The organism is Micromonospora sp. IBHARD004 (assembly GCF_052814115.1).
This window is the reverse complement of the sequence record NZ_CP199934.1, coordinates 4,476,211-4,501,541: the sequence shown is the minus strand read 5'-3', so window position 1 is coordinate 4,501,541 and position 25,331 is coordinate 4,476,211. Positions and strand designations below refer to the sequence as shown.

At 69.5% G+C, this 25,331-nt stretch carries 23 protein-coding genes and 2 pseudogenes; 18 read left to right on the top strand and 7 right to left on the bottom strand.

Annotated features, from left to right (window positions below):
- The first annotated feature begins 8 nt into the window (after positions 1–8).
- The 4 genes and pseudogenes from ACTWO6_RS21905 to ACTWO6_RS21890 all read left to right on the top strand — a co-directional run bounded on the left by ACTWO6_RS21905 (position 9) and on the right by ACTWO6_RS21890 (position 6,672).
- On the top strand, positions 9–1,022 hold the full coding sequence (locus ACTWO6_RS21905; protein ID WP_446215680.1) for a LacI family DNA-binding transcriptional regulator: 1,014 nt from the start codon (positions 9–11) through the stop codon (positions 1,020–1,022).
- Between the two features lie 254 nt (positions 1,023–1,276).
- Positions 1,277–4,228 carry a glycoside hydrolase family 3 C-terminal domain-containing protein gene (locus tag ACTWO6_RS21900; protein WP_446215679.1) on the top strand — a complete coding sequence of 984 codons (2,952 nt, stop codon included), beginning with the start codon at positions 1,277–1,279 and terminating at the stop codon, positions 4,226–4,228.
- A gap of 239 nt (positions 4,229–4,467) precedes the next feature.
- Positions 4,468–6,066 (top strand): annotated as a pseudogene (locus tag ACTWO6_RS21895) (beta-galactosidase); the annotation flags it as partial.
- Between the two features lie 192 nt (positions 6,067–6,258).
- Complete coding sequence (locus ACTWO6_RS21890) at positions 6,259–6,672, top strand: DinB family protein (RefSeq protein ID WP_446220729.1); 414 nt, start codon at positions 6,259–6,261, stop codon at positions 6,670–6,672.
- Positions 6,673–6,809: 137 nt separating this feature from the next.
- On the opposite strand, the gene ACTWO6_RS21885 is transcribed toward ACTWO6_RS21890, so the two are convergent.
- Positions 6,810–7,739 carry an alpha/beta fold hydrolase gene (locus ACTWO6_RS21885; protein ID WP_446215678.1) on the bottom strand — a complete coding sequence of 310 codons (930 nt, stop codon included), beginning with the start codon at positions 7,737–7,739 and terminating at the stop codon, positions 6,810–6,812.
- 644 nt (positions 7,740–8,383) lie between these two features.
- Here ACTWO6_RS21885 and ACTWO6_RS21880 point away from each other — a divergent pair.
- The 5 genes from ACTWO6_RS21880 to ACTWO6_RS21860 all read left to right on the top strand — a co-directional run bounded on the left by ACTWO6_RS21880 (position 8,384) and on the right by ACTWO6_RS21860 (position 10,885).
- Complete coding sequence (locus ACTWO6_RS21880; RefSeq protein WP_446215677.1) at positions 8,384–9,415, top strand: ScyD/ScyE family protein; 1,032 nt, start codon at positions 8,384–8,386, stop codon at positions 9,413–9,415.
- A gap of 296 nt (positions 9,416–9,711) precedes the next feature.
- Positions 9,712–10,158 (top strand): ankyrin repeat domain-containing protein, encoded by a 447-nt coding sequence (locus tag ACTWO6_RS21875; RefSeq protein WP_446215676.1) that lies wholly within the window; start codon positions 9,712–9,714, stop codon positions 10,156–10,158.
- Positions 10,158–10,538, top strand: coding sequence for an ankyrin repeat domain-containing protein (locus ACTWO6_RS21870; protein WP_446220728.1), 381 nt, complete (start codon positions 10,158–10,160; stop codon positions 10,536–10,538). The genes ACTWO6_RS21875 and ACTWO6_RS21870 overlap by 1 nt, the downstream gene beginning before the upstream one ends.
- Positions 10,484–10,654, top strand: coding sequence for a hypothetical protein (locus ACTWO6_RS21865; protein WP_446220867.1), 171 nt, complete (start codon positions 10,484–10,486; stop codon positions 10,652–10,654). Before ACTWO6_RS21870 ends, ACTWO6_RS21865 begins: the two co-directional genes overlap by 55 nt.
- A 24-nt stretch (positions 10,655–10,678) precedes the next feature.
- Positions 10,679–10,885, top strand: a complete 207-nt coding sequence (locus ACTWO6_RS21860; protein WP_446215675.1) for a hypothetical protein — start codon at positions 10,679–10,681, stop codon at positions 10,883–10,885.
- A gap of 236 nt (positions 10,886–11,121) precedes the next feature.
- Here the strand turns inward: ACTWO6_RS21860 and ACTWO6_RS21855 are convergent, their stop codons facing one another.
- The 6 genes and pseudogenes from ACTWO6_RS21855 to ACTWO6_RS21830 all read right to left on the bottom strand — a co-directional run bounded on the left by ACTWO6_RS21855 (position 11,122) and on the right by ACTWO6_RS21830 (position 16,757).
- The gene (locus ACTWO6_RS21855) at positions 11,122–11,523 is read right to left on the bottom strand and encodes a DUF805 domain-containing protein (protein WP_446215674.1); all 402 of its coding nucleotides are present in this window, start codon (positions 11,521–11,523) and stop codon (positions 11,122–11,124) included.
- A 199-nt stretch (positions 11,524–11,722) separates the two neighbouring features.
- Positions 11,723–12,043 (bottom strand): hypothetical protein, encoded by a 321-nt coding sequence (locus ACTWO6_RS21850; protein WP_446215673.1) that lies wholly within the window; start codon positions 12,041–12,043, stop codon positions 11,723–11,725.
- Positions 12,044–12,410: 367 nt separating this feature from the next.
- Positions 12,411–12,509, bottom strand: a pseudogene (locus ACTWO6_RS21845) (IS5-like element ISFal3A family transposase); the annotation flags it as partial.
- A gap of 702 nt (positions 12,510–13,211) precedes the next feature.
- Positions 13,212–14,006, bottom strand: coding sequence for an HAD family hydrolase (locus tag ACTWO6_RS21840; RefSeq protein ID WP_446215672.1), 795 nt, complete (start codon positions 14,004–14,006; stop codon positions 13,212–13,214).
- 589 nt (positions 14,007–14,595) lie between these two features.
- Complete coding sequence (locus ACTWO6_RS21835; protein WP_446215671.1) at positions 14,596–16,284, bottom strand: MFS transporter; 1,689 nt, start codon at positions 16,282–16,284, stop codon at positions 14,596–14,598.
- Between the two features lie 41 nt (positions 16,285–16,325).
- Entirely contained in the window at positions 16,326–16,757 is a 432-nt protein-coding gene (locus ACTWO6_RS21830) for a MarR family winged helix-turn-helix transcriptional regulator (protein ID WP_446215670.1), read from the bottom strand.
- 431 nt (positions 16,758–17,188) lie between these two features.
- Here ACTWO6_RS21830 and ACTWO6_RS21825 point away from each other — a divergent pair, with 431 nt between their 5' ends.
- The 9 genes from ACTWO6_RS21825 to ACTWO6_RS21785 all read left to right on the top strand — a co-directional run bounded on the left by ACTWO6_RS21825 (position 17,189) and on the right by ACTWO6_RS21785 (position 25,322).
- A complete protein-coding gene (locus tag ACTWO6_RS21825) occupies positions 17,189–17,950 on the top strand; it encodes a DeoR/GlpR family DNA-binding transcription regulator (RefSeq protein ID WP_446215669.1) in 762 nt (253 codons plus the stop codon).
- Complete coding sequence (locus ACTWO6_RS21820; protein ID WP_446215668.1) at positions 17,947–18,891, top strand: 1-phosphofructokinase family hexose kinase; 945 nt, start codon at positions 17,947–17,949, stop codon at positions 18,889–18,891. Before ACTWO6_RS21825 ends, ACTWO6_RS21820 begins: the two co-directional genes overlap by 4 nt.
- 62 nt (positions 18,892–18,953) lie before the next feature.
- Positions 18,954–20,138 (top strand): mannitol-specific PTS transporter subunit IIC, encoded by a 1,185-nt coding sequence (gene mtlA, locus ACTWO6_RS21815; RefSeq protein WP_446215667.1) that lies wholly within the window; start codon positions 18,954–18,956, stop codon positions 20,136–20,138.
- A 5-nt stretch (positions 20,139–20,143) separates the two neighbouring features.
- Positions 20,144–20,452: a PTS lactose transporter subunit IIB gene (locus tag ACTWO6_RS21810; protein ID WP_109943748.1), complete on the top strand. Its 309-nt coding sequence runs from the start codon at positions 20,144–20,146 to the stop codon at positions 20,450–20,452.
- Complete coding sequence (locus ACTWO6_RS21805) at positions 20,445–20,912, top strand: PTS sugar transporter subunit IIA (RefSeq protein ID WP_446215666.1); 468 nt, start codon at positions 20,445–20,447, stop codon at positions 20,910–20,912. The genes ACTWO6_RS21810 and ACTWO6_RS21805 overlap by 8 nt, the downstream gene beginning before the upstream one ends.
- Positions 20,912–21,952: a zinc-dependent dehydrogenase gene (locus ACTWO6_RS21800; protein ID WP_446215665.1), complete on the top strand. Its 1,041-nt coding sequence runs from the start codon at positions 20,912–20,914 to the stop codon at positions 21,950–21,952. Before ACTWO6_RS21805 ends, ACTWO6_RS21800 begins: the two co-directional genes overlap by 1 nt.
- Positions 21,953–21,994: 42 nt before the next feature.
- Positions 21,995–22,276 (top strand): HPr family phosphocarrier protein, encoded by a 282-nt coding sequence (locus ACTWO6_RS21795; protein ID WP_446215664.1) that lies wholly within the window; start codon positions 21,995–21,997, stop codon positions 22,274–22,276.
- On the top strand, positions 22,269–23,942 hold the full coding sequence (gene ptsP, locus ACTWO6_RS21790; RefSeq protein WP_446215663.1) for a phosphoenolpyruvate--protein phosphotransferase: 1,674 nt from the start codon (positions 22,269–22,271) through the stop codon (positions 23,940–23,942). Before ACTWO6_RS21795 ends, ptsP begins: the two co-directional genes overlap by 8 nt.
- A 327-nt stretch (positions 23,943–24,269) precedes the next feature.
- Positions 24,270–25,322: an FAD-dependent oxidoreductase gene (locus tag ACTWO6_RS21785; RefSeq protein ID WP_446215662.1), complete on the top strand. Its 1,053-nt coding sequence runs from the start codon at positions 24,270–24,272 to the stop codon at positions 25,320–25,322.
- Positions 25,323–25,331: the final 9 nt, after the last annotated feature.

Below are 25,331 nucleotides of genomic sequence, written 5' to 3'. Positions count from 1 at the left end.
GGTGGTTCGTGGTCAAGATCACTGACGTGGCGCGCCATGCTGGCGTGTCGCCGAGCACGGTCTCCTATGTGCTGAGCGGCAAGCGTTCCATCTCAGAGGAGACCCGGCGCCGGGTGGGGGAGAGCATCCGGGAGCTGGGCTACCGCCCGCACGCGGGGGCCCGCGCGCTGGCGAGCAATCGCTCGAACGTGCTCGCGTTGGTGATCCCGTTGCGTTCCGGTATCCACGTCCCGGTTGTGATGCAGTTCGCGGTCTCCGTGGTGACCACGGCCCGTCGGCACGATCATGACGTGCTGCTGCTCACCCAGGAGGAGGGCGAGGAAGGGCTGCGCCGGGTCGCCGGCAGTTCCCTGGTCGACGCGCTCATCGTGATGGACGTCCAGATGCGCGACGCGCGCATCCCGTTGCTGCGCACCTTGGACCGGCCCGCGGTGCTCATCGGCTTCCCCGCAGAATCCGCCGGGCTCACCTGCATAGACCTGGACTTCAAGGCGGCTGGTGAAGTCTGTGTCGACCATCTGGCCGATTTCGGGCACCGCTGCGTAGGGCTAATCGGTTCACCGTCCGAGGTCTACGAGCGGGAGACCGGGTTCGCGCAGCGGACCGCGGACGGTTTCATGGCCGCGGCCCGCCGCTATGGCCTCACCTCGACGCTGCACCCGTGCGAGGCGACTCCCGACGCCGCCCGTGCGATGGTCGCGACGCTGCTCGACGAGCACCCTGACCTGACCGGGGTGGTGGTGCACAACGAGCCGATCGTCGCACCGATCGTGGACGCGTTCCGGCGGGCCGGTCGGCGGGTTCCCGACGACCTGTCGGTGGTCGCCATCTGCCCCGACGAACTCGCCGAGCACGCCGAGTTGCCGCTCACCTCGGTCGCCATCCCGGCCGAAGAGGTGGGGAAACGGGCCGTCGAACTGCTCATGGAAAAGCTGGACGGGCATGAGGTGCCGGAGGCAACGCTGCTGCCGCCACGCCTGACTCAACGCGCCAGCACCGCCCCGCACGTCAACGAAGTTTAAGGAGAACGGGACGAAATAATGTCTGTTATTGAGCGGATTCGAAACGCTTCGACTCTTGCGCTGATGACACACTTTGCCGATTGGTCGTCCGCATTAGATAACTGCTGACGGCCAACAGGAATATCGGGCGATGGGCTCAACAGTTTCAGTGAAGTGCTTCACCTATCGAGGAGGACACAATGAAACCCACCCATCGGGCGGCCCGTTCACCGGGCCGATTCCGCAGATCACTGGTACCGACCATGATCACGGCCGTGCTGGCCCTGGGTCTGGCCGCCCCGGCGAACGCCCAGGAGAGCTACCCCTTCCAGAACCCGGATCTCTCGTTGAGCAAGCGGGTCGACGATCTCCTCGGGCGACTGACCCTGGATGAGAAGATCTCGCTGCTGCACCAATACCAGCCGGCCATCCCCAGGCTGGGCATCAAGGCCTTCAAGACGGGCACCGAAGCGTTGCACGGCGTCGCATGGACCAGCGACGCCTCCGGCAACCAAGTGCTGGCCAAGGGCACGGTGTTCCCGCAGGCCATCGGGCTGGCCAGCACGTGGGACCCGGAGCTGATCAAGCAGGTCGGCCGGGCGACCGGTGTCGAGGCGCGCGGTTACCACGCCACCAACGATGAGCGGATGCTGTGGGGCCTGAACATGTGGGCCCCGGTCACCAACCTGCTGCGCGACCCCCGCTGGGGCCGCAACGAGGAGGGTTACTCCGAGGACCCGACGCTGACCGGCGCGATCGCCACCGCGTATGGCAAGGGCCTGCAGGGCGGCAATCCCAAGTACCTACTGACCGCGCCGACGCTCAAGCACTATCTGGCGTACAACAACGACGACGGACCCGCCGGCTCGGGGCTGGACCGGGACACCACCGACTCGCAGGTACCCGAGCGCGTGCTGAACGAATACGACCGGGAGGCGTTCCGGCCGACCCTGGCGGCCGACGCGGCGACCGGCGTGATGACCTCCTACAACCTGGTCAACGGGCGGCCCGCGACCGTCAGCGCGGACCTGAACACGGTGGCTCGCTCGTGGACCAAGAAGCCGCTGTTCCACGTTAGCGACGCCTACGCGCCCGGCGGCCTGAGCGAGTCGCAGAAGTACTACGCCAACGACACCGAGGCGTTCGCCGCCGTCGTCAAATCCGGCAACGACAGCTTCACCATCGGCAACGGCGACAACAGCAGGACGGTCAACGCGATCAAGAACGCCCTGGCGCAGGGGCTGCTCACCGAGGCCGACATCGACGCAGCGGTGCGCGACGCCCTCAGCATCCGGGTCCGGCTCGGCGAGTTCGACCCCGACGGCGGCCCGTACGCCAAGATCACCTCGTCGGTGATCGGCAACACCGCGCACAAGAAGCTGGCCCGGCAGACCGCCGCCGATGCACAGGTGCTGCTGAAGAACTCCGGGATCCTGCCCCTCGACGCGGCCAAGACCAAGAAGGTCGCCGTGGTCGGCCCGCTGGCCAAGGTCCTCTACCGGGACTGGTACTCCGCGGAGCTGCCGTACAAGGTCACCCCGGTGGACGGTATCAAGGAGCGGCTCGGCTCCTCCGGCACCGTGACCGACAGCGAGGGCGCCGACCGCATCGCGCTCAAGGACGTCGGTTCTGGTAAGTACGTCACTGCGGGGACCGGTGACGGCGGTGCGCTGCTCAAGGCGACTGCCGCCACGGCGGGCACTACTGAGCAGTTCGACGTCTTCGACTGGGGCCAGGGCATCGTCACCCTACGCGCCGTCGCCAACGGCAAGGTCGTCGGGCGCTACAACTGGGGCTCCAACTTCGCCAACGACCAGTCTGAGCCCAACGGCTGGTTCGTCCAGCAGATCTTCAAGCTGGAGAAGCAGGACGACGGCAACTACCTGCTCCGCTACGCAGGCTACGAGAAGGCCTACGGCTGGGCCGATCCGTCGACCGTCTACGCGAAGGTCGCCGACGACGGCACCTTGCAGCTCTCCACCAAGGCGGACGCCACCAAGTTCTCCAAGGAGGTGGTCAGCAGCGGTGTCGATGAGGCGGTCAAGGCCGTGACGGGTGCCGACACAGCGGTGGTGGTGGTCGGCAGCAACCCGTGGATCAATGGCCGTGAGGACCACGACCGGACCACCATGGCGCTCGCGGAGGGCCAGGAGGAGCTCGTCAAGGCGGTGCGTAAGGCCAACCCGAACACGATTGTGGTGGTGGAGAACAGCTACCCGACCACCCTCAACTGGGAGCAGGCCAACGTTCCGGCCATCCTGTGGACCACGCACGCGGGGCCGGAGACCGGGCATGCACTGGCCGACGTGCTGTTCGGCGACGTCAACCCGTCCGGGCGGCTGACCCAGACCTGGTACAAGTCCGACGCCGACCTGCCGAGCATGTTCGACTACGACATCATCAAGTCCAACCGGACCTACCTCTACTACCAGGGCACCCCGCTCTACCCGTTCGGGTCCGGCCTGTCGTACAGCACTTTCAGGTACGGCACGCCACGGCTGTCGGCCGGCCAGGTCGGTGCCGGCGGCACCGTCACGGTGAGCGTCGATGTCACCAACACCAGCAAGGTCGCCGGAGACGAGGTGGTCCAGCTCTACACCCACCAGCGGACCTCCCGCGACAAGCAGCCGGTCAAGCAGCTGCGCACCTTCGCCAAGGTGCACTTGGGCGCGGGCCAGACCAAGTCCGTGCAGCTCCGGCTGAAGGCGGCCGACCTGGCGCACTGGGACGTCACCCGCGGCAACTGGGTGGTGGAGTCGTCCTCCTATGACGTGCTCATCGGCTCCTCCTCCGCCGACATCCGCCAGCGGACGACGCTGCGGGTCAACGGTGAGAAGATCCCCGCCCGGGACCTGTCGAAGACGACCCAGGCGATTACATTCGACGACTACTCCGGTGCCAAGCTCGTCGACGAGTCCAAGGCGACCGGCACCGCAGTCGGCGGCGCCACCGGCGACTGGATCAAGTTCGCGGACGCCGACCTCGGCTCTGGACTGAAGGGCTTCAAAGCCCGGACGGCGAAGGCCGACGCGGGCGACGGGTCGGTCCAGATCCGGCTCGACGGCGCGAACGGCCCGGTCGTCGGCACCGTGAGCGTGCCGTCCACCGGAGACAAGTACACCTACCGGGACGTCACCGCCGCGGTCACCGGAGCCACCGGCCGGCATGACGTCTACCTCGTGTTCAGCGGAGACCTCCGGCTGAGCACGTTCTCCTTCACCAAGTAGTCGCAGACCGGTGCCCCGCCCCCCTCGGGGGTGGGGGCGGGGCGCCCCCATCGGCCCATCGAGAACCGGCGTCCTCGACCTGGAGTTCGTCCCCAGGTCGGCGACGCCACCATCTCCGCCATCACCGCCACTCAGATCCCCGCGCCAGTAAACGACAGGACCACTTCTGCAAGATCACCACCCAGTTGTCGTGATCTTGCAGGGGTACCCCTGGTCCCACCCTCGAAAGGAATGTAGGCGTGAGAGGTAGCTCCCGAAGATCGGTCTCGATCCTGCTCGCCATCATCACCGCGATCGCTGCTGTGCTGACGGTGACCGTCTCGGCGGCGACCGGGGCCACGGCGAAGGACCATCAGGTCACCTATGACAGGTACTCGCTGAAGGTCGATGGTCAACGAGTCCTGCTGTGGTCGGGGGAGTTCCACTACTTCCGGCTGCCCAGCCCCGATCTGTGGCGCGATGCCCTGGAGAAGATCAGGGCCGCCGGGTTCAACGGTGTCTCCCTCTACTTCCACTGGGGCTATCACTCGCCAAAGGCGGGAGTCTATGACTTCACCGGGGTGCGGGACGTCGACAAGCTGCTCAGCATCACCGAGGAGTTGGGCCTCTATGTCGTGGCACGGCCGGGGCCGTACATCAATGCGGAGACCACCGGCGGCGGCTTCCCGGCGTGGCTGAAGAACGTGCCGGGCCGGGCGCGCTCCAGTGATGCGGGCTACACCGCCGCCTACCGGGACTGGCTGAGTCATATCAACCCCATCCTCGCCAGGCACTAGATCACCCGCGGCGGCTCGGTCATCGTCTACAACGCGGAGAACGAGTACGCCGCCAACACCGATGCCGCCTATATGGAGGACATCCAGAACAAGGCGCGCGAGGACGGCATCGACGTACCGATCACGCACAACCAATGCTGCGACGCCTCCTGGACCCCCACCTGGGCCTCGGGGCAGGGGGCGGTACAGATCCCCGGAGTGGACGACTACCCGCAGGCCTTCAACTGCTGCACTCCGGACGTCTGGGGTACGTGGGGGCCGGGCATCACGGAGCGGCTCCGCGATGATGCCCCGGTCTACGCTGCCGAGTATCAGGCCGGGTCCATCGATCCGAACAACGCCGGATACGAGAAATGCCGCGAATTGACCGGGTCGAACTATATGAAGGTCTTCTACAAATCGAACCTCATCACCAGCGGCGCGACGATGTTCAGCTACTACATGGCCTTTGGCGGCACCAACTGGGGCTGGCTGCCCCAGCCCAACGACGTCGGCACGTCCTATGACTACGGTTCGGCGATCACCGAGAATCGCCAGCTCACCACGAAGTACGACGAGTTCAAGCGGCAGGCCTACTTCGTCACCTCGGTGTCGCCGCTGACGAAGACCGACCCGGCCACCGCGCCCGTCTCGGACAACGCCGCCGTGCACACCGAGGCCCGCGCCAACCCCGACACCGGCACCCAGTTCGTCCTCGTTCGCCACGCGGACCGTACGACGTCCGCCGACGAATCCGCCAACCTGGCGTGGACGGCGCCGGACGGCGCCTACACAGTGCCCGTGCGGGTGAAGGGCCGCGACGCCAAGGTCCTGGTGGCCGGCTACGACCTGGGCGGCCAGCGCCTCGCCGTATCCAGTTCCGAGATCCTGACCCACGCGTACATCGGCGGCCGGGACGTCGCGGTGCTGTACGGCACGGACGGCGTGGCCGGCACGGCGGTCCTGCGCTACTCCTCGGCGCCCACGGTCAAGGTGCTAGAAGGTTCCGTGGCGTCGTCGTACGACTCCGGCAACCTGAAGCTCGACTACACCCACAAGGGTCTGGCCAGGGTGTTGATCACCGGTGGTGGACGACGCCCGCTGCTGCTCCTGCTCGGCACCGATCAGGAGGCGGCGAAGTTCTGGCGGGCCGACACCGGAGCAGGCCCAGTGCTGGTCCGCGGCACCTCACTGGTGCGGTCGGCGAAGGTCTCGAGCGACATCGTCGACCTGCGCTCCTGGACCCTCAGCCGGCGCGGCCAGAGTTCTGCGCCGATGTCGATCGGCGCAGGCGAATTCACCTTGGACTACGCCAGCCCGCCACACGACCGCGCGCCGGTCACCACGATCGCCTGGCGGCTGGCGCACCTCATCGACGTGTTCGGGCCACCGACCGCACCCCACTTCGATGGCTCGCTTGCTGGTCACCGGGCCGTCGCCTACCCGGGCACCGCCGAGGCAGCACTGCGCCAGCTCGACGACGGGCACGATGCGTGGATCCGCGATGTCCGCCACCTCGGCGCAGCCGGATTAGCTCAGCCGCAAGGCGCCATCTCACCGCCGGAGTACGCGGATGCACCGATGGCGAAGCTCATCCTGCACGTACACCGCGAGGTCATTCACCACGGCGCCGAGGTATCCCTGCTGCGGGACCTCTATCTATGGAAAGGCAGCCGAGGTCACCTATGACGTCCCGGTAGTCGTTCCGATCTGGTGCACGCTCATGGCACCGCGATCAGCTCGCCACAGAGCGTGCTCGGGCCGCTGGGTGCCGGTATCCGCTCGTGCCGGGAGCAGTGCGACGCTGGCTGCGCAACCCGAGTTGGTCAACCGGCGGCCAGAACCTCTCGTAGCCTCGCTGCGAACTCTTCGGGCTTGCCGGCGTAACCGAACTGACCACCGAGGAAGCCGCCGTGATGGCTCGGGAACACCGTGGCTTCCTGGCCGAGCAGGGCCGCGGTGCCGACGGCCGTACGCGCGGTGTACGTTCCCGCCGACTCCTCGCCGACCGCGATCACGATCCGGGTCGGTGCCGCGGTGAGCGCCCCCGCGTCGGGGCGGTAGTCGCTGATCGCCCACGAGTTCTTCGACAGCAGCGGATCGTCGCGGGTGCCGTCGTCGTCGGTCGGCAGGCCGAACATCACCGGGTCGGGCTCGGGCTGGGCAAAGTAGGCGTCGGTGAACTCGCCCTGCCAGGACGTCATCGCGATGAACGCGGCCATGCCCGCGCCGGTGCCCTTCGCCTGGTACGCCTCGTGGAAGGCGGCCCGGGCGCGTTCGGCGGCCGCGGCGTCGGGTAGCACGGCGTTGATCGGCGGCTCATGCGCCACCAGCGTGACGACATCGCCAGGGTGGGTCGCGACCAGTTCGAGCGCGGTCACTGCACCGCCGCTGCTGGCGAACATGTCGACCGGACCGGCGCCGAGCGCCTCGACCAGAAGGTGCAGGTCGGCGGCCTGATGCTGCGGCGTGTGATCGGACCGGGCGTCCTTGCGGATGCTGCGGCCCAGGCCGCGCGGGTCGTAGGTGACGACCGTGCGGTCCGTGAAGTGGGCGGCGAGCGAGTCGAAGCCTTCCGCTGTCATCGGCTGGCCGATCATGACCAACGCGGGACGTCCGCCGACTGGTGGGAGCGGGCCGCGAACGTCGTAGACCAGGTCGACGCCCGGTAGGGCGAGGGTATGTGTCTGCGTCTTCGTCATGACGCTAAAACTACGGCCGGCGGTACTACACGCGCGGTAGCGACCGGCGATCATCCGCGGCGAATCAGTGCGCTGCCAGGGAACCCAAGATCAGGTGTACTTATCTGCCGCGATCAGGGCGCCGGCTCTCCGGTCGCTGAACGACCGGATCTAGCCGATGAGCGGGAGCGAAACGGCCTCCCAGCTTTTCCCGTCTGCGGCCGCCACCGAGGCCGAGTCCCTGCTGTCAGTTCTCGAGAGCAGCTGGCGGACCTTCGTCTGGAAGACGTCGGGTCTCGACGAAAGGTCTGCGCGCGACCACGGCTGCCAGTGCGATAACGCTCGGCGTTTCGTGAGGCATGTGGCCTAGGTCGAGGCGGACTGGCTTGCGGTCAAGCTCGCCGGCCAGGAGAGCGGAGCCCCTTGGGGCGCCGCTGATTAGCCGGAAACGCCATCTCCCACGCGGCCCGCGCCCGCGGGCGCCCACCCGAACAGCCATCGCCACCGCCCTAGTTGGCCAGCTACAGGCACCTCGCCGACGGCGTCGTACCCCTCCTTGCGGCCCTTCTTGAGGTCGGCACTGTCTGAATCGTGACCGATACGGAACCGCAGGTCCTACGTGCAGTGACAATTGCCCGGCGCGATGGGCGCGCCACGGGGGGACAAGTACGTCCAACAGGGGGTCAAGCATGGTACGAAGACGTTCACACGCGGCCGTCGTGGCCGTCGCGGCCATGGCGTTGGTGTTGCCTTCGGCGACGCCCGCGGCGGCCGCAACCGCATCCGCCCCGATCGTCGACGGGCTGGCCGGGCCGCTCCAGTTGGCGGTGGGTAGTGACGGGACGGTCTACGTCTCCCAGTCCTTCGCGGGGAAGCTGACGGCGGTGGGAAAGAAGGGTACGACCGACCTCGTGTCGACGCCCGGCGCGGAGATCGCGGGTGTTGCCGCGGACGGGCCGGGAACGGTGACCTTCACCACCAGTGGTGAGAGCGAGGACGGATTCTTCGCCGAGGTGAGGCGCGTTCTGGCCAGCGGGAAGGTACGGGCTCTCGGCGATGTCGGCGCGTATGAGGCAACCGCCAACCCGGACCAGGTCAACAGCTATGGCTTCCAGGGGCTCGCACCGGGGTGCGCGGAGCAGGTGCCGGCGGAGATCGGCGGCGATCCCTACCCCGGGATTGTCGAGTCCCACCCGTACTCCGTCGCGATCCTGCCGGACGGGTCGCGCATCGTCGGCGATGCGGCAGGTAACGATATCGTCCGCGTCGCACCCAACGGCAGAATCAGCACGGTCGCGGTGCTGCCGCCCCAGCCGTTCGTAGTCACCGCAGAGGTCGCTGCCGGCATCGGGCTGCCCGAATGCACCGTCGGCAAGACCTACAACTTCGAGCCGGTACCCACGGATGTCGAGCTCGGTCCGGACGGTCTGCTCTACGTGTCGAGCCTGCCCGGCGGCCCGGAGGATCCGAGCCTCGGCGCCCGAGGCTCGGTCTACTCGGTCAACCTCGCCACCGGTCACGTCGCGGAGGTCGCCGGGGGCTTCCTCACCGCGACGAACCTCGCCGTCGCTCCCGACGGCACCATCTACGTCGCGGAGATGTTCGGCAATCGCATCTCCACCGTCTCTGCTGGCGGTGCTGAGCCGTTTGCAGAAGTGCCGACCCCGGCCGCACTCGAGTGGGCCAACGGAAGGCTGTACGCAACCGTCGATGCCTTCGGTAACGGGTCGGTGGTGACCTTCACGCCCTGAGGTCGTCGCCCAGGGACTCGACGCCTTGCTGCTGACTGGATCGTGGCGGCAGCGGCGCGTGAGCAGACCCCGCCGCACATGCGGCGGGGTCTCGCATGTGGACCCGCGCCCTGCCAATTGACTTCGACGCCGACCCGGACTGGGAATGGCGTACCGGGGCGCTGGGTCGGTCCTGAAGTTGCTACGCGGTATGGCGAGACGCTGTCGAGCGGTCGCGCGAGCTGGTGGCTGAGGCCATTGAGGAGCGCGGGCTCCACGGACCGGCGTCCTTCACCTGGCCGGACGGTCGTACACCCATGGATCATGACGTCGTTCGGAGACTCGTCGATGCCGTGAACGCCGGCGATGATGCTGGCGTGGAAGAGGCCCTGACCCTTGGCGCCGACCCGAACGTCACGGCTGGCCGGTTCCGCGGGCCTGTGTTGTCCCTGGCCGCCGGCAGCGGCCACCTGCGAATCGTCCGCCTGCTGCTGGACGCTGGTGCCTCCGCCGGATCCACTGATCCGCATATGTGGTCCCCGCTGCGTGCCGCCGTATGCGAAGCCCATCCCGACGTTGCCGAGCTGCTCATCGAGCGCGGGGCGCTCGCGGCAGAGCCGGTTGTACGTGGCAGCGTGTTAGCCAATGCAGTCGCCTACGCCAGCACCGGCCACGGCCGGCGGCGCTTAAGACGCTGCGCCTGCTGTTGCGAACTGGGGCCAGCGCAGCGCCGGGCGAAGAGGCGCCCATCGTCGGCGCGGTGATGCGGCGCGCGGCGCCCGCGGTGCTACGGATCCTGTTCGATCACGGCGCAGACCCGAACCAGCGCCGTTCGGACGAAACCCCCGTCCTCGTCCTGGCTGCCCGCCGCGGCGACCACGCCGCCGTAGACGTTCTGCTGCAAGCAGGTGCTGACATCGATGCAGGCGACGCGCTGGGACGGACGGCGCTGATGCATGCCGTCGAGCGCGACGAACGAGCAGTCGTGGCCGTTCTCCGGCTCGCAGGCGCTGACACCGAAAGGGCAACACCGACGGCGCGACGGCCCTGGAGCTGGCCAGAGGCTGGCAACGGCAGAACATCCAGTTCATGTTGGGTGAGCGCATCGTCGGCATGGACGACGTACCCATCGCCCGCACCGTGATACGGCTCAACCCGACCGGCCACCAGCTACCGGGCGACCCCAGCATGTTCCGGCTGTGGGCGCAGGTGATTGAACACGTCGTGGACGACCTGGGGGACGACGAGTGGAACATATGAACCGGCACAGGCTCCGAGGACGCGTTGGGCTTCGCGAGACGGCTCCGCAACCAGCCGGTGCCGGCGTCTGGCGCCTCATGGCACATCCTGGATGTCACGTCTGATGAGCTTGCGACCGCGCGGGCAGCGCTGCTCGAGCTTGCCTACGGCACTCCAACATTGCCGGATGGGATCAGCCAAGACGAAATCACAGACCTGTTCGAGGAGCTCGAACGTCAACTCGGCCGGTGAACCCAGCCAATGCAGCGAGCTTGGCAGCTCAGTTTCGGGCAGCGAGTTAGCCAGTTGCCACGTCGGTCTGGCCGACACCGCCCGCGCCAAAACATCCTCATTTGCTGCAGATCGCGAGGCGGCGCCCGCCCGGTCCGCTCCGGGCAAGAGTTGGCTGGCCGGTGGTGAGGCAAACCGGCCAGCCTGCTCCACTCGAAGCTGGCAAGCGCCGCCAGGCGGTCAAGATTTTGGGATGGTCACGCGATGCTGGGCACGGGCAGCGGCCGCTCCTTGGGGTTGGCGCCGAAACGGTTCGTCCCGGGCGTGCTGTCCAACACAAAGAACACCAGCAGGACGATGGCGCCCACGATCGGCACCAGTCCGATCAGCAGCCACCACCCCGACCGGTCGGTGTCGTGCAAGCGTCGCACCCCGACCGCCAGCGTCGGCAGCAGCAGCGCCAGGTTGACGATGATGCCAATGACACCGGTGGACCCGCGCGACCCGAGAGTCGTTCCCAGCACACCATCCAGGATGGCAGCGGCAAGACCGACAAGGACGGTGAACAGGGCGAACCACCAGTACTCAGACCGGCGGGCCCGACCCGTGAAGCCGACGTACTGAGTAAGAACCGACCTGATCGCGGCAGTGAAGGACATAACTTTCTCCGGTCTCTCGAGTGGGAGTCGCAAGGTCGTCGCGGACGCAGCCAAGCAGATCGCCCCACCGGGGGTCAACGGCCGAGCAGCCGTCGACGAATAGAAGCCGCCACGCCAACAAGACGAACATCCGCATCTGCCGCTGCCAGCGCGTCCGAGACGACCGGATATGCCGAATTGAGGACGTTATGGCGGACGCCTAGCGGCAGGCGACAACGGGATCGGCTCTCGGCCAACGCTCGACGTCATCTCCTGCCCGCAGGTATGCCGCGTCCGGATCCGACGTTGAGAGCCAGAGCTCGAGTTCGCCGTTGCGATATCCGGTGTCGCGGGCATCATCAGGCAGGTCGGTGGCGATCGCCAGTTTGTCGCGAACCCCATAACCGATGACCCCGTCGGGGTCACGGATGAACTGGCGGATCTCGGCGGTCGACTGAGAGACGGTGCCCAGCGGCCACCCGAGGTGCATCATCACCGCGCTCTGCCAGTCGCAGTGATCCGGTCCGGCGATGCTGTTCAACTCCCGTCCGTCGACCGGACGGCTTCCCGTGGTCCACGTCGGGCCCGGGTAGGGCTGCGGAGGGGAGAAGTATTACGCGACCGACCCTCGCGTCGACGACGTGTCGTCACGTTCGTCTACAGCAGGTACGTGCGGGCGGACCTCGCGCTGACCCCCGCGGCCGGCGGGGCTGCAGGCAGTAAGCAGCACCAGACTCAGGCCGGCAGCGAGGAGACGCATCATTCCACTGTGACGGATCGCTGGCGACACGGGTTCCATCCGGCGGGGCGTGGCCATCCTGTTCTGCCGCTGACCGCGCAGTCGTGCCGAATTGAGTGTGCGGAGCCGCGCTGCCACCGGCGCGCACAGGTGGGCGGTCGGAGAAGCATCGCCGCCGGCCGTTGACTTTCTTGTTCGCGTCGTAGCCGCGGCTGGTTCGCGGTACGGTGTCGGCGCCCTTGACGCTATGGGAGTCGATGATCCCGGCCGACGCGTCTTCGGCTGTGCCCCTTACGTTGGGAGCAGTTTGGGAGCACCGGCTGTGGTGCTACGTGTGCCGGCTCGCGATGTGGTGGGTAGACGAGCTGCCGCGGCGTGGACGTTCCGGTCCGCCCAGCTTCGGAATTGTCGTTGTCCGGCTGTCTACTGGGTTGGTGGCCTGCTCTCGGTGGTCTCTCGTGGCCTCAGCTTGCCCCTGCTGTCCTGGCCCAACGGCACGCCGGGTCGCTCCCCACGACCGCCGGCGAGAGCGTCGCCGACCCCTGGCTTGCAAAGATCACGCGACCTGTCGGCAAGTGTCGGCCGCCCTCGCTGACCTGCACCGCGCGTCGGCCGGCGCCGCTCTCGTCCGCCGCTGGTCGGTGGGCTTGGCTGTACCGGTGGCTGTACGGCAGCATCTGAGCCGTAGATTCCCAGACCGCTTCCAGCACGTCCGGTGCGGTCCGAGATCCCGTTGTCGTCGCACGCTCGGCAAGTCACTGGGTTCGGTTTCGTCCGGCCCAGTTCGCCTCACTGGCTCCCACAACTGGGTCCAGGCGAAGACTTCTATGGTTCGTCAGGCCCGCCGTACGACGTCTCGACCTCGCTCGGCCAGGTTCGCCGGACCAGCTGCAGCCGGTCGCGGTGATCGGTGAACCACCCCCCGGGCAGGCGGAGAACAGGTCCATGCCCTGCCCAATGATCGTGGAGGTCAGCCCTCCGGGCCGATCACCCGCTCCCGGCGCAGCCAGTCGGCGAACCCGTCTCCGTCGACGCCGCCGGTGATGTCGCCCGCCGCCACGAGCACCTCCGGGTGCGCGTTCGCCATCGCGACACCGAGCCCGACGACGGCGAACATCGGCAGGTCGATCGGCATGTCGCCGAACGCGACGGCGCACTCGGGCGGCACATCCAGCGCGGCGAGGGCACGCAGCACTCCGCTGGCCTTGTCGATGCCGGCCGGCGCCACCTCGACGACCCGGTCGCCGGCTTGGCCGAAGGTCGCGACGACCGGCGTGGTGCCGACGGCGGAGAGCGCGGTGATCAGCGCGGGCGGGTCGAGACCGGGATGGCAGACCGCTGCCACGCACGCGTCGACTTGGTGCAGCCACCGGCGCTCCACCACCGCCCGCGGTCCGAAGTGGTCGGCTCCCCGGAGGGCCCGGTAGGCGGCGGTCATGAACCAGGCCCGGCCGTCGTAGACCGCCAGCTCCGCCTCCGGCAGCTGCCCAGAGAGGCGGTCGAGCAGCCCGGCGAGGGTCGTATGCGGCATCCGTTCCTGCCAGAGGAACTGGTCGCCGACCGGGTCGTACCCGATCGCGCCGGTGCAGCAGACGGCGACGGTGACCAGCGGTGCCAGGCTGCCCAGCGCGCGCATCCCCGCCGGAGTCCGGGCGGTGGCGGCCACCAGCGGGATCCCGGCCGCCCGCAGCGCCCGACAGGCCGCCAAGGTCGCCTCGCTCACCGTGCCGTCGGCCCGAATGACCGTGCCGTCCAGATCGGTCACCACGGCTCGTACGTCGCGTCGCCCGTCCACCATCCGAATCCTGTCACGTAGGCTCGCGAAACGGGTGCCCGCCGAGATGGCTCATTCGCCGTCGCGCAGATCGACCCTTGCAGTGGGCCGATCAACCCTGCCTACGGTGACCCCGGACTTCACCTCGGGGACCGCCGCCGTGCCCGGCGCCTTGCTGGCAGCGGTCGCCTTGATGGTCGGTTTTCGTTGGCGGGGGCAGCCGTCCCAGTAGGCCAACGCCACGCCGGCGGGGTCCAGGGCGGAGCGACTCCCCAACGATTTACGTGGAGGCGATTCGACGGGTGCAGCAGGAGGCGGCGGACCGGCTCGGCTGGTTCTGGGTTGTCACGTGACTCCCTTCGGGCTCGGTTATGGAGCGGTTGCTGTGTCGAAGAGTTGGACGGCCTGGGATGTAGTGGTCGATGTCAACACGGGGGCGCCGGCAGATGGTGGCGACTCGGCCGAGTGCGCCGGGCGGAATCGCACCGGTTGCTCGCGCTGCGATGCCGGGGCCTCGCTTGAGCCCATCGCCTGCCTCCGATTGTGCTTCTGCTGCGCAGCTCGTGCAGCGACGCCGCCGTCAAGCTGTCAACCGGTGCGGCGCTTTGCCGGGTTCAACGAGTACGACCGGGCGGGCTGCGGTGCGGGTCACCGCGGTGGTGAAGCTGCCGTCGGCGAACTGGGCCACCGGCCCGCGCGGGGACCGGCCGACCGCGATGACGCGCGCGTCGACGTCGTCGGCGTGCTGAGCGAGGACCCGACCTGCAGCGGCGTGGTCGCCGACGCTGGCGAGTACCTGACCGGTGGCGGCGATGCCCTGCGCGGCCAGCCGGTCGAGGTGGCCCAGGACCGCGGAGTGTGCCTGCTCGGCGTCCTCGGCGTCGATGGCCAGTTCCTCGACTACGGCGGTCTCGCGGACGTGGACAACCTCCAACGGGCGGCCGGCGTCGCGGGCGATTGCGGCGGCCGCGTTGACGATCTTGGCGGCGTCTTCGGTGGCGCCGACCGCGACGATGACAGGCTGGTACCCAGCCGGCGGTTCGGCCCCGACGCGCTGCAGGCTCGGGCGCACCGTCTCCCCCTCGACCATGCGCTTCTCGGCCGCGGCGACCAGCTTGTGGCCGGAGGCGAGAACGACGATGGCCAGGATGAAGGCGACGCCGCCGAGGTAGAAGGGGACGCTGAGGTTGGTGGCGTCGGCGAGCTTGCCCGCGGCGAGTGGGGCGAGGCCGCCGCCGATGAACCGGACGAAGCCGTACGCCGAGGAGGCGACCGTCCGCTCCACCGGCGAGACGAGCATGACCGCCTGGGTGGTCAGAGTGTTGTTGATGCCGATGAACGCGCCACTGACGATGACCGCGCCGATGACCGCCGCCGGGGTGTTCACGCCGATCGCGATGATGGCCATGACGATGCCGAGGCTGAGCAGGTTGACGTAGAGCACCGGCGCGGTGCCGAACCGCCCCTGCAGCCGCGGGGCGAAGAACACGCTGAAGGCGGCGACCAGCAGGCCCCAGCCGGTGAAGACCAGGCCGAGCTGGTGGGCGTTGAGTTCCATGGGGTACGGCGCGTAGCCGAGCATGGTGAAGAATCCCCAGTTGTAGAGCAGCGCCATGATGCCCATGGTCAGCAGGCCGCGGTGCCGCAACGCCTTGAGCGGCGCGGCCAACGATGTCTTGTGCTCTGGCTTCGGCAGGGCCGGGACGAACGCGACGGTCGCGACGAGGGCGATGAACATCAGCGCCGCGACGCCGAAGAACGGCCCGCGCCAGCTGATGCTGCCGAGCTCGCCGCCGAGCAGTGGCCCGACCGCGATGCCGAGACCTAGCGCGGTCTCGTACAGGATGATCGCCCCGGCGAAGCCGCCGCTGGCCGAGGCCACGATGACGGCGAGGCTGGTCGCGATGAACAGGGCGTTGCCCAGGCCCCAGCCGGCGCGGAAACCGACAATGCCGCCGATCGAGTTCGACGTGCCGGCGAGCGCGGCGAACACGACGATGAGGATCAGGCCGACGACCAGTGTGAGCTTGGCGCCGATGCGGCTGGATACCCAGCCGACTACCAGCATCGCGACCGCGGTCACGACCAGATAGCTGGTGAACAGCAGCGACACCTGGCTCGGCGTGGCGTGCAAGCTGTCGGCCAGTGCGGGCAGGATCGGATCGACGAGCCCGATGCCCATGAACGAGACGACACAGGCGAACGCCACGGCCCAGACGGCACGCGGCTGCTTGAACGGGCTCGGGGCCGTCCCATGTGATGCGGTCATTTTCAGGTTCTCCTGGCGGTGGTGTTTGTCGATGCGCGTATTCAGTCGGACGCCCGGGCCTCGACGAGCCGGGCGAGCGCGGGTAGTGCGGCGGCGATAGCGGCCTGATCCTGCGGATCGAGTCGGTCGAGCATGTGCTGCAGGGCGTCGGCGCGCTCCGCACGCCGGCGCCTGACGAGGTCGAGGCCAGCGTCGGTCGCCTCCACCAGCACGGCGCGGCGGTCGTCGCTGTTCGCGGTGCGGCGCACCAGGCCCTCGCGTTCCATGCGGGTAACCAGCTGCGTCATCCCTGGCTGGGAGACGCCCTGGGCGTGAGCCAGCTCCGTCAGCCTGTGGGGTCCGTCACGTCCGAGACGGTTCAGCGCGGACGAGGCTGCCGTGCTGAGACCGCCGGCGGTGGAGACCTGGCGGATGAGCGTCACGAGGTGCTCGAGCACCACAACCAGGTCAGTGCCGGAGGCATTCGAGTGCATAACCCCATTATGCATAACCTCCTTATGGATATAGCGAGCCGGCCTGCAAAAGTGACTTGGAACTCAGTTCCCGGGTCCTACGGCCGGGTCTTTCCCAAGGGCGAGCGGCCTAGTCCAGGTGGGGTGCGTTTGCGCAGGCAGTGGTAGCAGCCGTACGGACGGTCGCCTACTCCGCGAACGCCTCGTACCGGTGCGGCAAGTGATGCGGATCCTGGCGCCCGACCAGCGCCTCCAGGGCGCGAAGCGGCACCGGGATCACCCCATCTCGCCCGCAGCTCGCCAGTATGTGCCGAGATATATCGATCTGTTCCTTATCCGAGGTGCCGATTCGGTCAAGCTTGCGCAGTTAGCGGGTGAGACCCCTTGACGGCCCAACACGATCGGGCGTAAACACAGAGGAAGTCACATCGAAACGGCGGTGAAACCAAGCGATGTACGCCGAGGAACGGCAGCAGGAGATCCTGCGCAGAGCCCGGGCCCAGGGACGGGTCGACGTCATGGTGCTGGCCGAGGAACTGGCGGTGACCAGCGAGACCATCCGGCGGGACCTGACCGCGTTGGAGCGTGCGGGGGTGCTGCGCCGCGTACACGGCGGCGCGATCCCGGTCGAACGCCTTGGTTTCGAGCCGGCGCTCGCCGCCCGGGACGCGGTGCTGACCGCGGAGAAGGAGCGCATCGCCAAGGCCGCGCTCTCCGAGGTCCCGGAGGAGGGGGCGATCATCATCGACGCCGGCTCGACCACCGGGCGGCTGGCCCAGGTGCTGAACACGGAGCGCGAGCTGACCGTGATCGTCAACGCCCCGCCACTGGCCACCCTGCTGGCCGCCCGACCGAACCTCAACGTGATCATGCTCGGCGGCCGGGTCCGGAGCCGAACCATGGCGACGGTCGACGACTGGGCCATGCAGGCGCTCTCCCAGATCTACGTCGACGTGGCCTTCATGGCGACCAACGGCTGCTCGGTCGAGCGCGGGCTCACCACGCCGGATCCGGCCGAGGCCGCCGTCAAGCGGGCGATGATCGCCTCGGCCCGGCGTACGGTTCTGCTCGCCGACCACACCAAGTTCGGCGACGACTACCTCGCGCGCTTCGGCCGGCTCGCGGACGTCGACCTCATCATCACCGACACCGGGCTGAGCGCCGCCGCCGCAGGCGAGCTGCAGCACGCCGGTCCGGAGGTGATCCGGGCGTGATCCTCACCGTCACCCTCAACCCGAGCCTGGACCGGGCCGTCGCGATCGAGTCCCTGGTGCGGGGCGACGTGCTGCGCGCCGCACCCGCACACCTCGACCCGGGCGGCAAGGGGGTCAACGTCTCCCGGGCCCTGCTCGCCAACGGCGTGCCGTCACGGGCGGTCATCCCGTGCGGCGGCCCCGAGGGGGAGCAGCTGGTGCGGCTGCTGGCGGCGGAGGGCGTACCCATGATCGCCGTACCGATTGCCGGCCGGACCAGGTCCAACATCACGCTGGCCGAACCGGACGGCACGATCACGAAGATCAACGAGCCTGGCCCGGCGCTCTCCGGCGCCGAGCTGAAGGCGGTCGTCGAGGTGGTGCTTTCCGCCGCCGGCTCGGCCGACTGGGCGGTGGTCTGCGGCAGCATCCCGCCGTCCCTGCCGGTCGAGGAGTTCAGCGAGCTCTGCTCCCGACTGATCGACGCAGGCGTCCCGCTCGCAGTCGACACCAGCGGCCCGGCGCTGGTCGCCGCGGCGGCCGCGGGAGCGTCGCTGATCAAGCCCAACCGGGAGGAACTCGCCCAGGCCACCGGGCGGGCCGTCAATTCGACCGAAGACGTCGTCGTCGCCGCCCAGCAGCTGCGCGCCCTGGGTGCAAAGGCGGTGCTGGCCAGCCTCGGCGCCGAGGGCGCCGTGCTGGTCGACGAGGACGGCGTCGTCACCGGAATCGCACCCGTCGCCGAGCCCCGCAGCAACGTCGGGGCCGGGGATGCCCTGCTCGCCGGCTTCCTGGCCGGCGGTGCCGCCGGGGCAGAGGCGCTCGCCGAGGGCCTCGCGTGGGCCGCGGCGGCGGTCAGCCTGCCGGGCAGCCGGATGCCCCGGCCGGGCGACCTGCGCCGCGACCACGTCCACATCCACCACCGGCCGGACCTGGTCCGGCAACTGCTCACCCGGGACTGACTGACCCAACCCCCAACCCCCACCACCGGCAATTCAGCCGGCAGTCGAACAGGAGGTCTCCCATGGCCACGGATTACACCCCCGCCGTCACGGGTACCGGCATCAAGGCAGGGATTCAGCGGGTCGGCGGCTATCTCGCCGGCATGGTCATGCCCAACATCGGCGCGTTCATCGCCTGGGGTCTGATCACCGCGCTCTTCATCCCCACCGGCTGGATACCCAACGCCCACCTCGCCCAGCTCGTCGGCCCGATGATCACCGTCCTGCTACCGGTGCTGATCGGCTACACCGGTGGCCGGCTGGTGCACGGCCAGCGCGGCGCCGTCGTCGGTGCCGTCGCCACGATGGGCATCGTGGTCGGCAGCACGGTGCCGATGTTCCTCGGCGCCATGATGGTCGGCCCGCTCGCCGCGTACCTGGTCAAGCTCTTCGACAACGCCTTCGAGCACCGCATCAAGGCCGGCTTCGAGATGCTGGTCAACAACTTCTCGGCCGGAATCATCGGCGGTGGCATGGCGCTGGTCGGGGTCTGGGTGATCGGCCCGGTCGTCCGTTCCATCACCAACCTCGCCGGTCACGGTGTCGACTGGCTCGTCGGGCACAACCTGCTGCCGGTCGCCTCGGTCCTGGTCGAGCCGGCGAAGGTGCTCTTCCTCAACAATGCGATCAACCACGGCGTTCTCGGCCCGCTCGGTGTCGCGCAGGCGACCGAGACGGGCAAGTCCATCCTCTTCATGATCGAGTCCAACCCCGGCCCGGGCCTGGGGCTGCTCCTGGCCTTCCTGTTCTTCGGGCCCCGCACGCTGCGCCCGAGCGTGCCGGCCGCGATCATCATCCACTTCCTCGGCGGCATCCACGAGATCTACTTCCCGTACGTGCTGATGAAGCCGCGGCTCATCCTCGCGATGATCGCCGGTGGGGCCGCCGGAGTCACCACCTTCATGATCACCGGTGCCGGCCTGGTCGCCACCCCGTCACCGGGAAGCGTCTTCGCCTACGCCGCCGTCACGCCTCGTGGCGGCTGGTTCGGAGTCGTCCTCGGCATCCTCATCGCGGCGGCGGTCACCTTCTTCGTGGCGGCGGCGTTGCTCGGCTTCGGTCGACTCAACGGCGACGCCCAGGCGGAACAGCCGGGCACCGGGGACGCCGAGGCCACGGTCCCGCCGGGCGGCGAGGTGGCGGCCGCGCCGCGCCAGACTTCCGGGGCGGCCGCAACCGCTAACTCCACCGCAGTTTCGGAGGCGTGAAGCAGATGAGCACGATTCAGGGAAGCGACATCCACAAGATCGTGGTGGCCTGCGACGCCGGGATGGGCAGCAGCGTGATGCTGGCCAGCCAGCTGCGCAAACAGCTCAGCAAGCACTCGGTGGCCGTGGAGCACACCCAGGTCGATCACATCCCCGCCGACGCCGATCTGGTCGTTGTGCACACCGGGCTGGCCGCACGTGCCCGGGCGAACGCGCCCGAGAAGGTCATCGTGCCGTTCCAGGTGTTCATCGGCGACCCGGCGGTGGCGAAGGTTGTCGCCGCGGTCAAGAACGGCGGCGCGGTCGATGGCTGAGGTGGCAAGCGGGGACCTCGCCGCGCTGCTCGACCGCCGGGCGATCCGGCTCGACGAGACCGCCGCCAATCTTGAGGACGCGATCCGGCGCAGCGGTGCGGTGCTGGTCGAGATCGGGGCCGTCGACCCGTCCTACGTCGAGGCGATGCTGGCGCGGGAGCGGTCGGTCTCGACCTACATGGGGGAGGGGGTGGCGATCCCGCACGGCACGCTCGCCGGCAAGGACGCCGTACGCCGTGACGCGCTCGCGGTGCTCCGCTTCCCCGCCGGCGTGGACTGGGGCGGCGAGCAGGTCGTGCTCTGCGTGGCGATCGCCGCCCGCGGCGACGGTCACGTCGCACTCCTGGCCCAGCTGGCCGAGGTCCTGCTGGATCCGGAGCGGGCCCGGGCGTTGCGCGAGGCCACCGAGGCCGACGAGATTCTCCGGCTGCTCACGCCGGTCGACGAGGAGACAGACTGATGAAGGTTGTTCGCTTCCATGCTCCGGGTGATGTGCGGATCGAGGACGCACCCGAACCGACCCCGGGACCGGGAGAGGTCAAGATCCGGGTACGCAACTGCTCCACCTGCGGCACGGACGTCAAGATCTGGCGATTCGGCCATCACCACATCGACCCGCCGCGGGTGATGGGCCACGAGGTCGCGGGCGAGGTCACCGAGGTCGGCGCCGAGGTGACCGGCTGGCAACCCGGTGACCGGGTCCAGGTCATCGCCGCGATTCCGTGCGGGCGGTGCGACCAGTGCCGCCGCGGCCGGATGACCGTCTGCCCCAACCAGGAGTCGATCGGCTACCACTACGACGGCGGCTTCGCCCAGTACATGATCGTCCCGGCCAAGGTGCTCGCCGTCGACGGCCTGAACCGGATCCCGGACGGGGTCAGCTTCGCCGAGGCGTCGGTGACCGAGCCGTTGGCCTGCGTCCTCAACGGTCAGGAACTGGCCCGGGTCGGCGAGGGTGACGATGTCGTCGTCATCGGCTCCGGCCCGATCGGCTGCCTGCACGTACGGCTCGCCCGGGCCCGCGGCGCCACCCGGGTCACCCTGGTCGACCTCAACCGGGACCGGCTGGACATGGCGGCGGCGCTCGTCGCGCCCGACGCCACGGTCTGCGCTGCGGAGACCGACCCGGTCGACGCGGTCCTCAAGCTGACCGACGGCGCCGGCGCGGATGTCGTCATCACCGCGGCAGCCTCGGGGGCGGCGCAGGAGCAGGCACTGCAGATGGTCGGCCGCCAGGGCCGGATCAGCTTCTTCGGCGGCCTGCCCAAGGACAAGCCGGTCATCGCCCTCGACGCCAACCTGGTGCACTACCGCGAGCTCACCATCGTCGGCGCCAACGGGTCCAGCCCGGCGCACAACAAGGCGGCGCTGCAGCTGATCGCCAGCGGTGCGGTGCCGGTCGCGGATCTGATCACGGACCGGCTGCCGCTGGAGAACGCCCTCGAGGCATTCGACATCGTCTCCCGCGGCGCCGGCATCAAGGTCACCATCGAGCCCTGACCGGCTCGGATCCACCCGGATCCATCACCCCTAGGAGTCGTCATGCCCGAACGCACCGTCCCCGTCGGGTCGACCAGCGGGCTGCACGCCCGCCCCGCCGCCATCTTCGTTGCGGCCGCCGCCGCCCAGCCCGTCGCGGTCAGCGTCCGGCGGCCGGGCGGCCGGCCGGTTCCCGCCCGCAGCATGCTCTCGGTGCTGTCACTCGGTGCGACCCACGGCACCGAGCTGATCCTCGCCGCCGAGGGCGCCGGGGCGGAGGCCGCCCTGGACGCGCTCGCCGACCTGCTGCGCCGCAACCTCGACGAGGAGCCGGTCGATGCCTGAGCGGCTGACCGGCATCGGGGTCAGCCCCGGCGTGACCGCCGGTCCGCTGCTGCGGGTGGCCCCGGCGCCCCGGCTGCCGGAGCCGACCGCCGTCGCCGTCGCCGACGTCGAGGCGGAGCTGGCGCGGGCCGACTCGGCCCTCGCCGCGGTCGCCGCCGAGCTGCGCCGCCGCGCCGATGCGGCGCGGCGGCCGGAGGCGGCCGAGATCCTCCGGGCCCAGGCGATGATGGCCGAGGACCCGGTCCTGCACGAGACTATCGCCGACGTGATCCGGGGCGGTCGGGACGCGGCGCACGCGATCGCCGACGCCTTCGCCGAACACCGCCGGGCGTTCCAGGCGGCCGGCGGCTACCTCGCCGAGCGGGTCACCGACCTGGACGACGTCCGGGACCGCGCGGTCGCCGCGAGCCTCGGGCGGCCGATGCCCGGCGTCCCGGCCCCGGGTCACCCGTACGTGCTGGCCGCGCGCGATCTCGCGCCGGCCGACACCGCGGACCTCGACCCGGAGCAGGTGCTCGCACTGGTCACCGAGGCGGGCGGCCCGACCAGCCACACCGCCATCCTGGCCCGGTCACTCGGCCTGCCCGCGGTGGTCTCCTGCGCCGGCGCGCTGAGCGTGCCCGAGGGAACGGTGGTCCGGGTGGACGGCGGTTCCGGCGAGGTGCTCACCGATGTCGATGAGGCGCTCGTGACGGCCACTCGCGCCGCGGCGGCCGCCCGGCGCGATCGAGCCACCCCGAGCCGGGGACCCGGCCGCACCGCCGACGGGCACGCGGTGAAGCTGCTGGTGAACATCGGCTCGGCGGCCCAGCTGCGCGGCGACGAGGCCGCCGGGGCCGAGGGCGTCGGGCTTTTCCGTACCGAGCTGCTGTTCCTCGACCGCAGCACGGTGCCCGGCCTGGACGAGCAGGTTCGGGCGTACGCCGAGGTCTTCGCGGCGATGGCGGGCCGCCCGGTGGTGATCCGGACGCTGGATGCCGGCGCCGACAAGCCGCTGCCCTTCCTCGACCAGGCCGGCGAGCCCAACCCGGCCCTCGGCGTCCGCGGTCTGCGGGTCGCCCGACGCCGACCCGAGGTGCTCCGGACCCAGCTCGAAGCGATCGACCTGGCCGCCCGGCGGACCGGCGCCGACGTCCGGGTGATGGCGCCGATGGTGGCCACCGCCGCCGAGGCCCGCGAGTTCGCCACGATCGCGCGCGCCGCCGGCCTCAGCAACGTCGGCGTCATGGTGGAGGTGCCGGCGGCGGCGCTGCGCGCCCCGCATCTGCTCGATCAGGTCGACTTCCTCAGCATCGGCACCAATGACCTGAGCCAGTACGTCTTCGCCGCCGACCGGCAGTGCGGCGACCTGGCTGAGCTGCTCGATCCGTGGCAGCCGGCGCTGCTGCAGCTGATCGCCGCCTGCGCGACCGCCGGGGGCGCAGCCGGGAAGCCGGTCGGCGTCTGTGGTGAGGCGGCCGCCGATCCGCTGCTCGCGGTGGTGCTCGCCGGCCTCGGCGTGACCAGCCTGTCGATGTCACCGCGGGCCCTGGCGCCCGTGCGGGCGGCGCTGGCCGCGCACACCCTTGCCGACTGCGCCCGACTGGCCAAGCTCGCGCTGGCCGCCGAGGATGCCGAGCAGGCACGTGCCACCGTCCGGAGCGAGGCCAGGCCGGTGCCGGACTGATCCGGCAGCTCGCCGGAAGCAGTCGGAGATCTCCCGTGTGAGACGATCTCCGACGGCTGTCTTGGCCGGCCACCTGAAGCAGATCGCTCGATTCCGCTGCCGCAAGTAGCGCCGGACGTGACAGCCGCGTACGTGCTGGGATCCTGGAGCTGATCCGCCGCGACCCGGTCGAACTCGACCAGGTCGGCGCCGTGGTGGACGACGTCGACCGCCGAGTCGCCGCCGAGAATCGAGCGGGCCAGGGCCGGGTTCGGCGGGTACGTCCGGGCGGTGTGACATCCATCGCCCGTGGGAAGGCCCGGGTGAGCCTGAGACGTTGTCCGGCACATGCCGGAGACGGATGTGGTGGTTATCGGGGCCGGACAGGCGGGGCTGTCCAGCGCGTACCACCTGCGCTCCTCCGGTCTTGACTTCGCCGTGCTGGACGCCAACCCGGCACCCGGCGGGGCCTGGCAGCACCGGTGGCCGACGCTGCGCATGGCGACCGTGCACGGGATCTTCGACCTGCCTGGCATGCGCTTCACGCCTCCGCCGCCGGACGAACCAGCCGCCGACGCGGTGCCGGCCTATTTCGCCGCCTTTGAGAGGGAATTCGGCATCGACGTGCAGCGGCCGGTCGCCGTTACGGCCGTCCGGAACGCCCGCGACGGACGACTCCTCGTCGAATCCGACAACAGCACCTGGACCACCCGGGCACTGATCAACGCCACTGGCACGTGGACCCGGCCGTTCGTGCCGTACTACCCGGGACAGGAAACGTTCCACGGGCGGCAGCTGCACACCGCCCACTACCGGGGGCCGGCGGAATTCGCAGGGAAGCGGGTGGTTGTCGTCGGGGGCGGAACGTCGGCCGTGCAGCTCCTGGTCGAGATCGCCGACGTCGCGGCGACGACGACCTGGGTCACCCGCCGGCCGCCGGTGTTCCGGCACGGGCCGTTCACGCCGGACTACGGACGCGAGGTGGTCGCCAAGGTGGAGGCACGGGTACGGGCCGGTCTGCCCCCGGGAAGCATCGCCAGCGCGACCGAGCTGTCGTGGACACCCCAGCTGCTCGAAGCCCGGGAACGCGGTCTCCTCCTACGCCGGCCGATGTTCGACCGGATCGTCCCCGACGGCGTCCAGTGGCGCGACGGCGCGGCACAGGACGTGGACGTCATCCTCTGGTGCACCGGCTTCCGGCCGGCGCTCGACCACCTGGCCCCGCTGCGGCTGCGGGGGCCCCGCGGCGGCATCGTCGTGGACGGCACGCGGGTGGTCGCCGACCCCCGGATCCACCTGGTCGGCTACGGGCCGTCAGCGAGCACAGTCGGCGCGAACCGCGCCGGGCGGGCAGCGGTCCGCGAGCTGCGCGCGCTTCCACGTGACGCGGTCACCCGGTGAGTGGCGAGC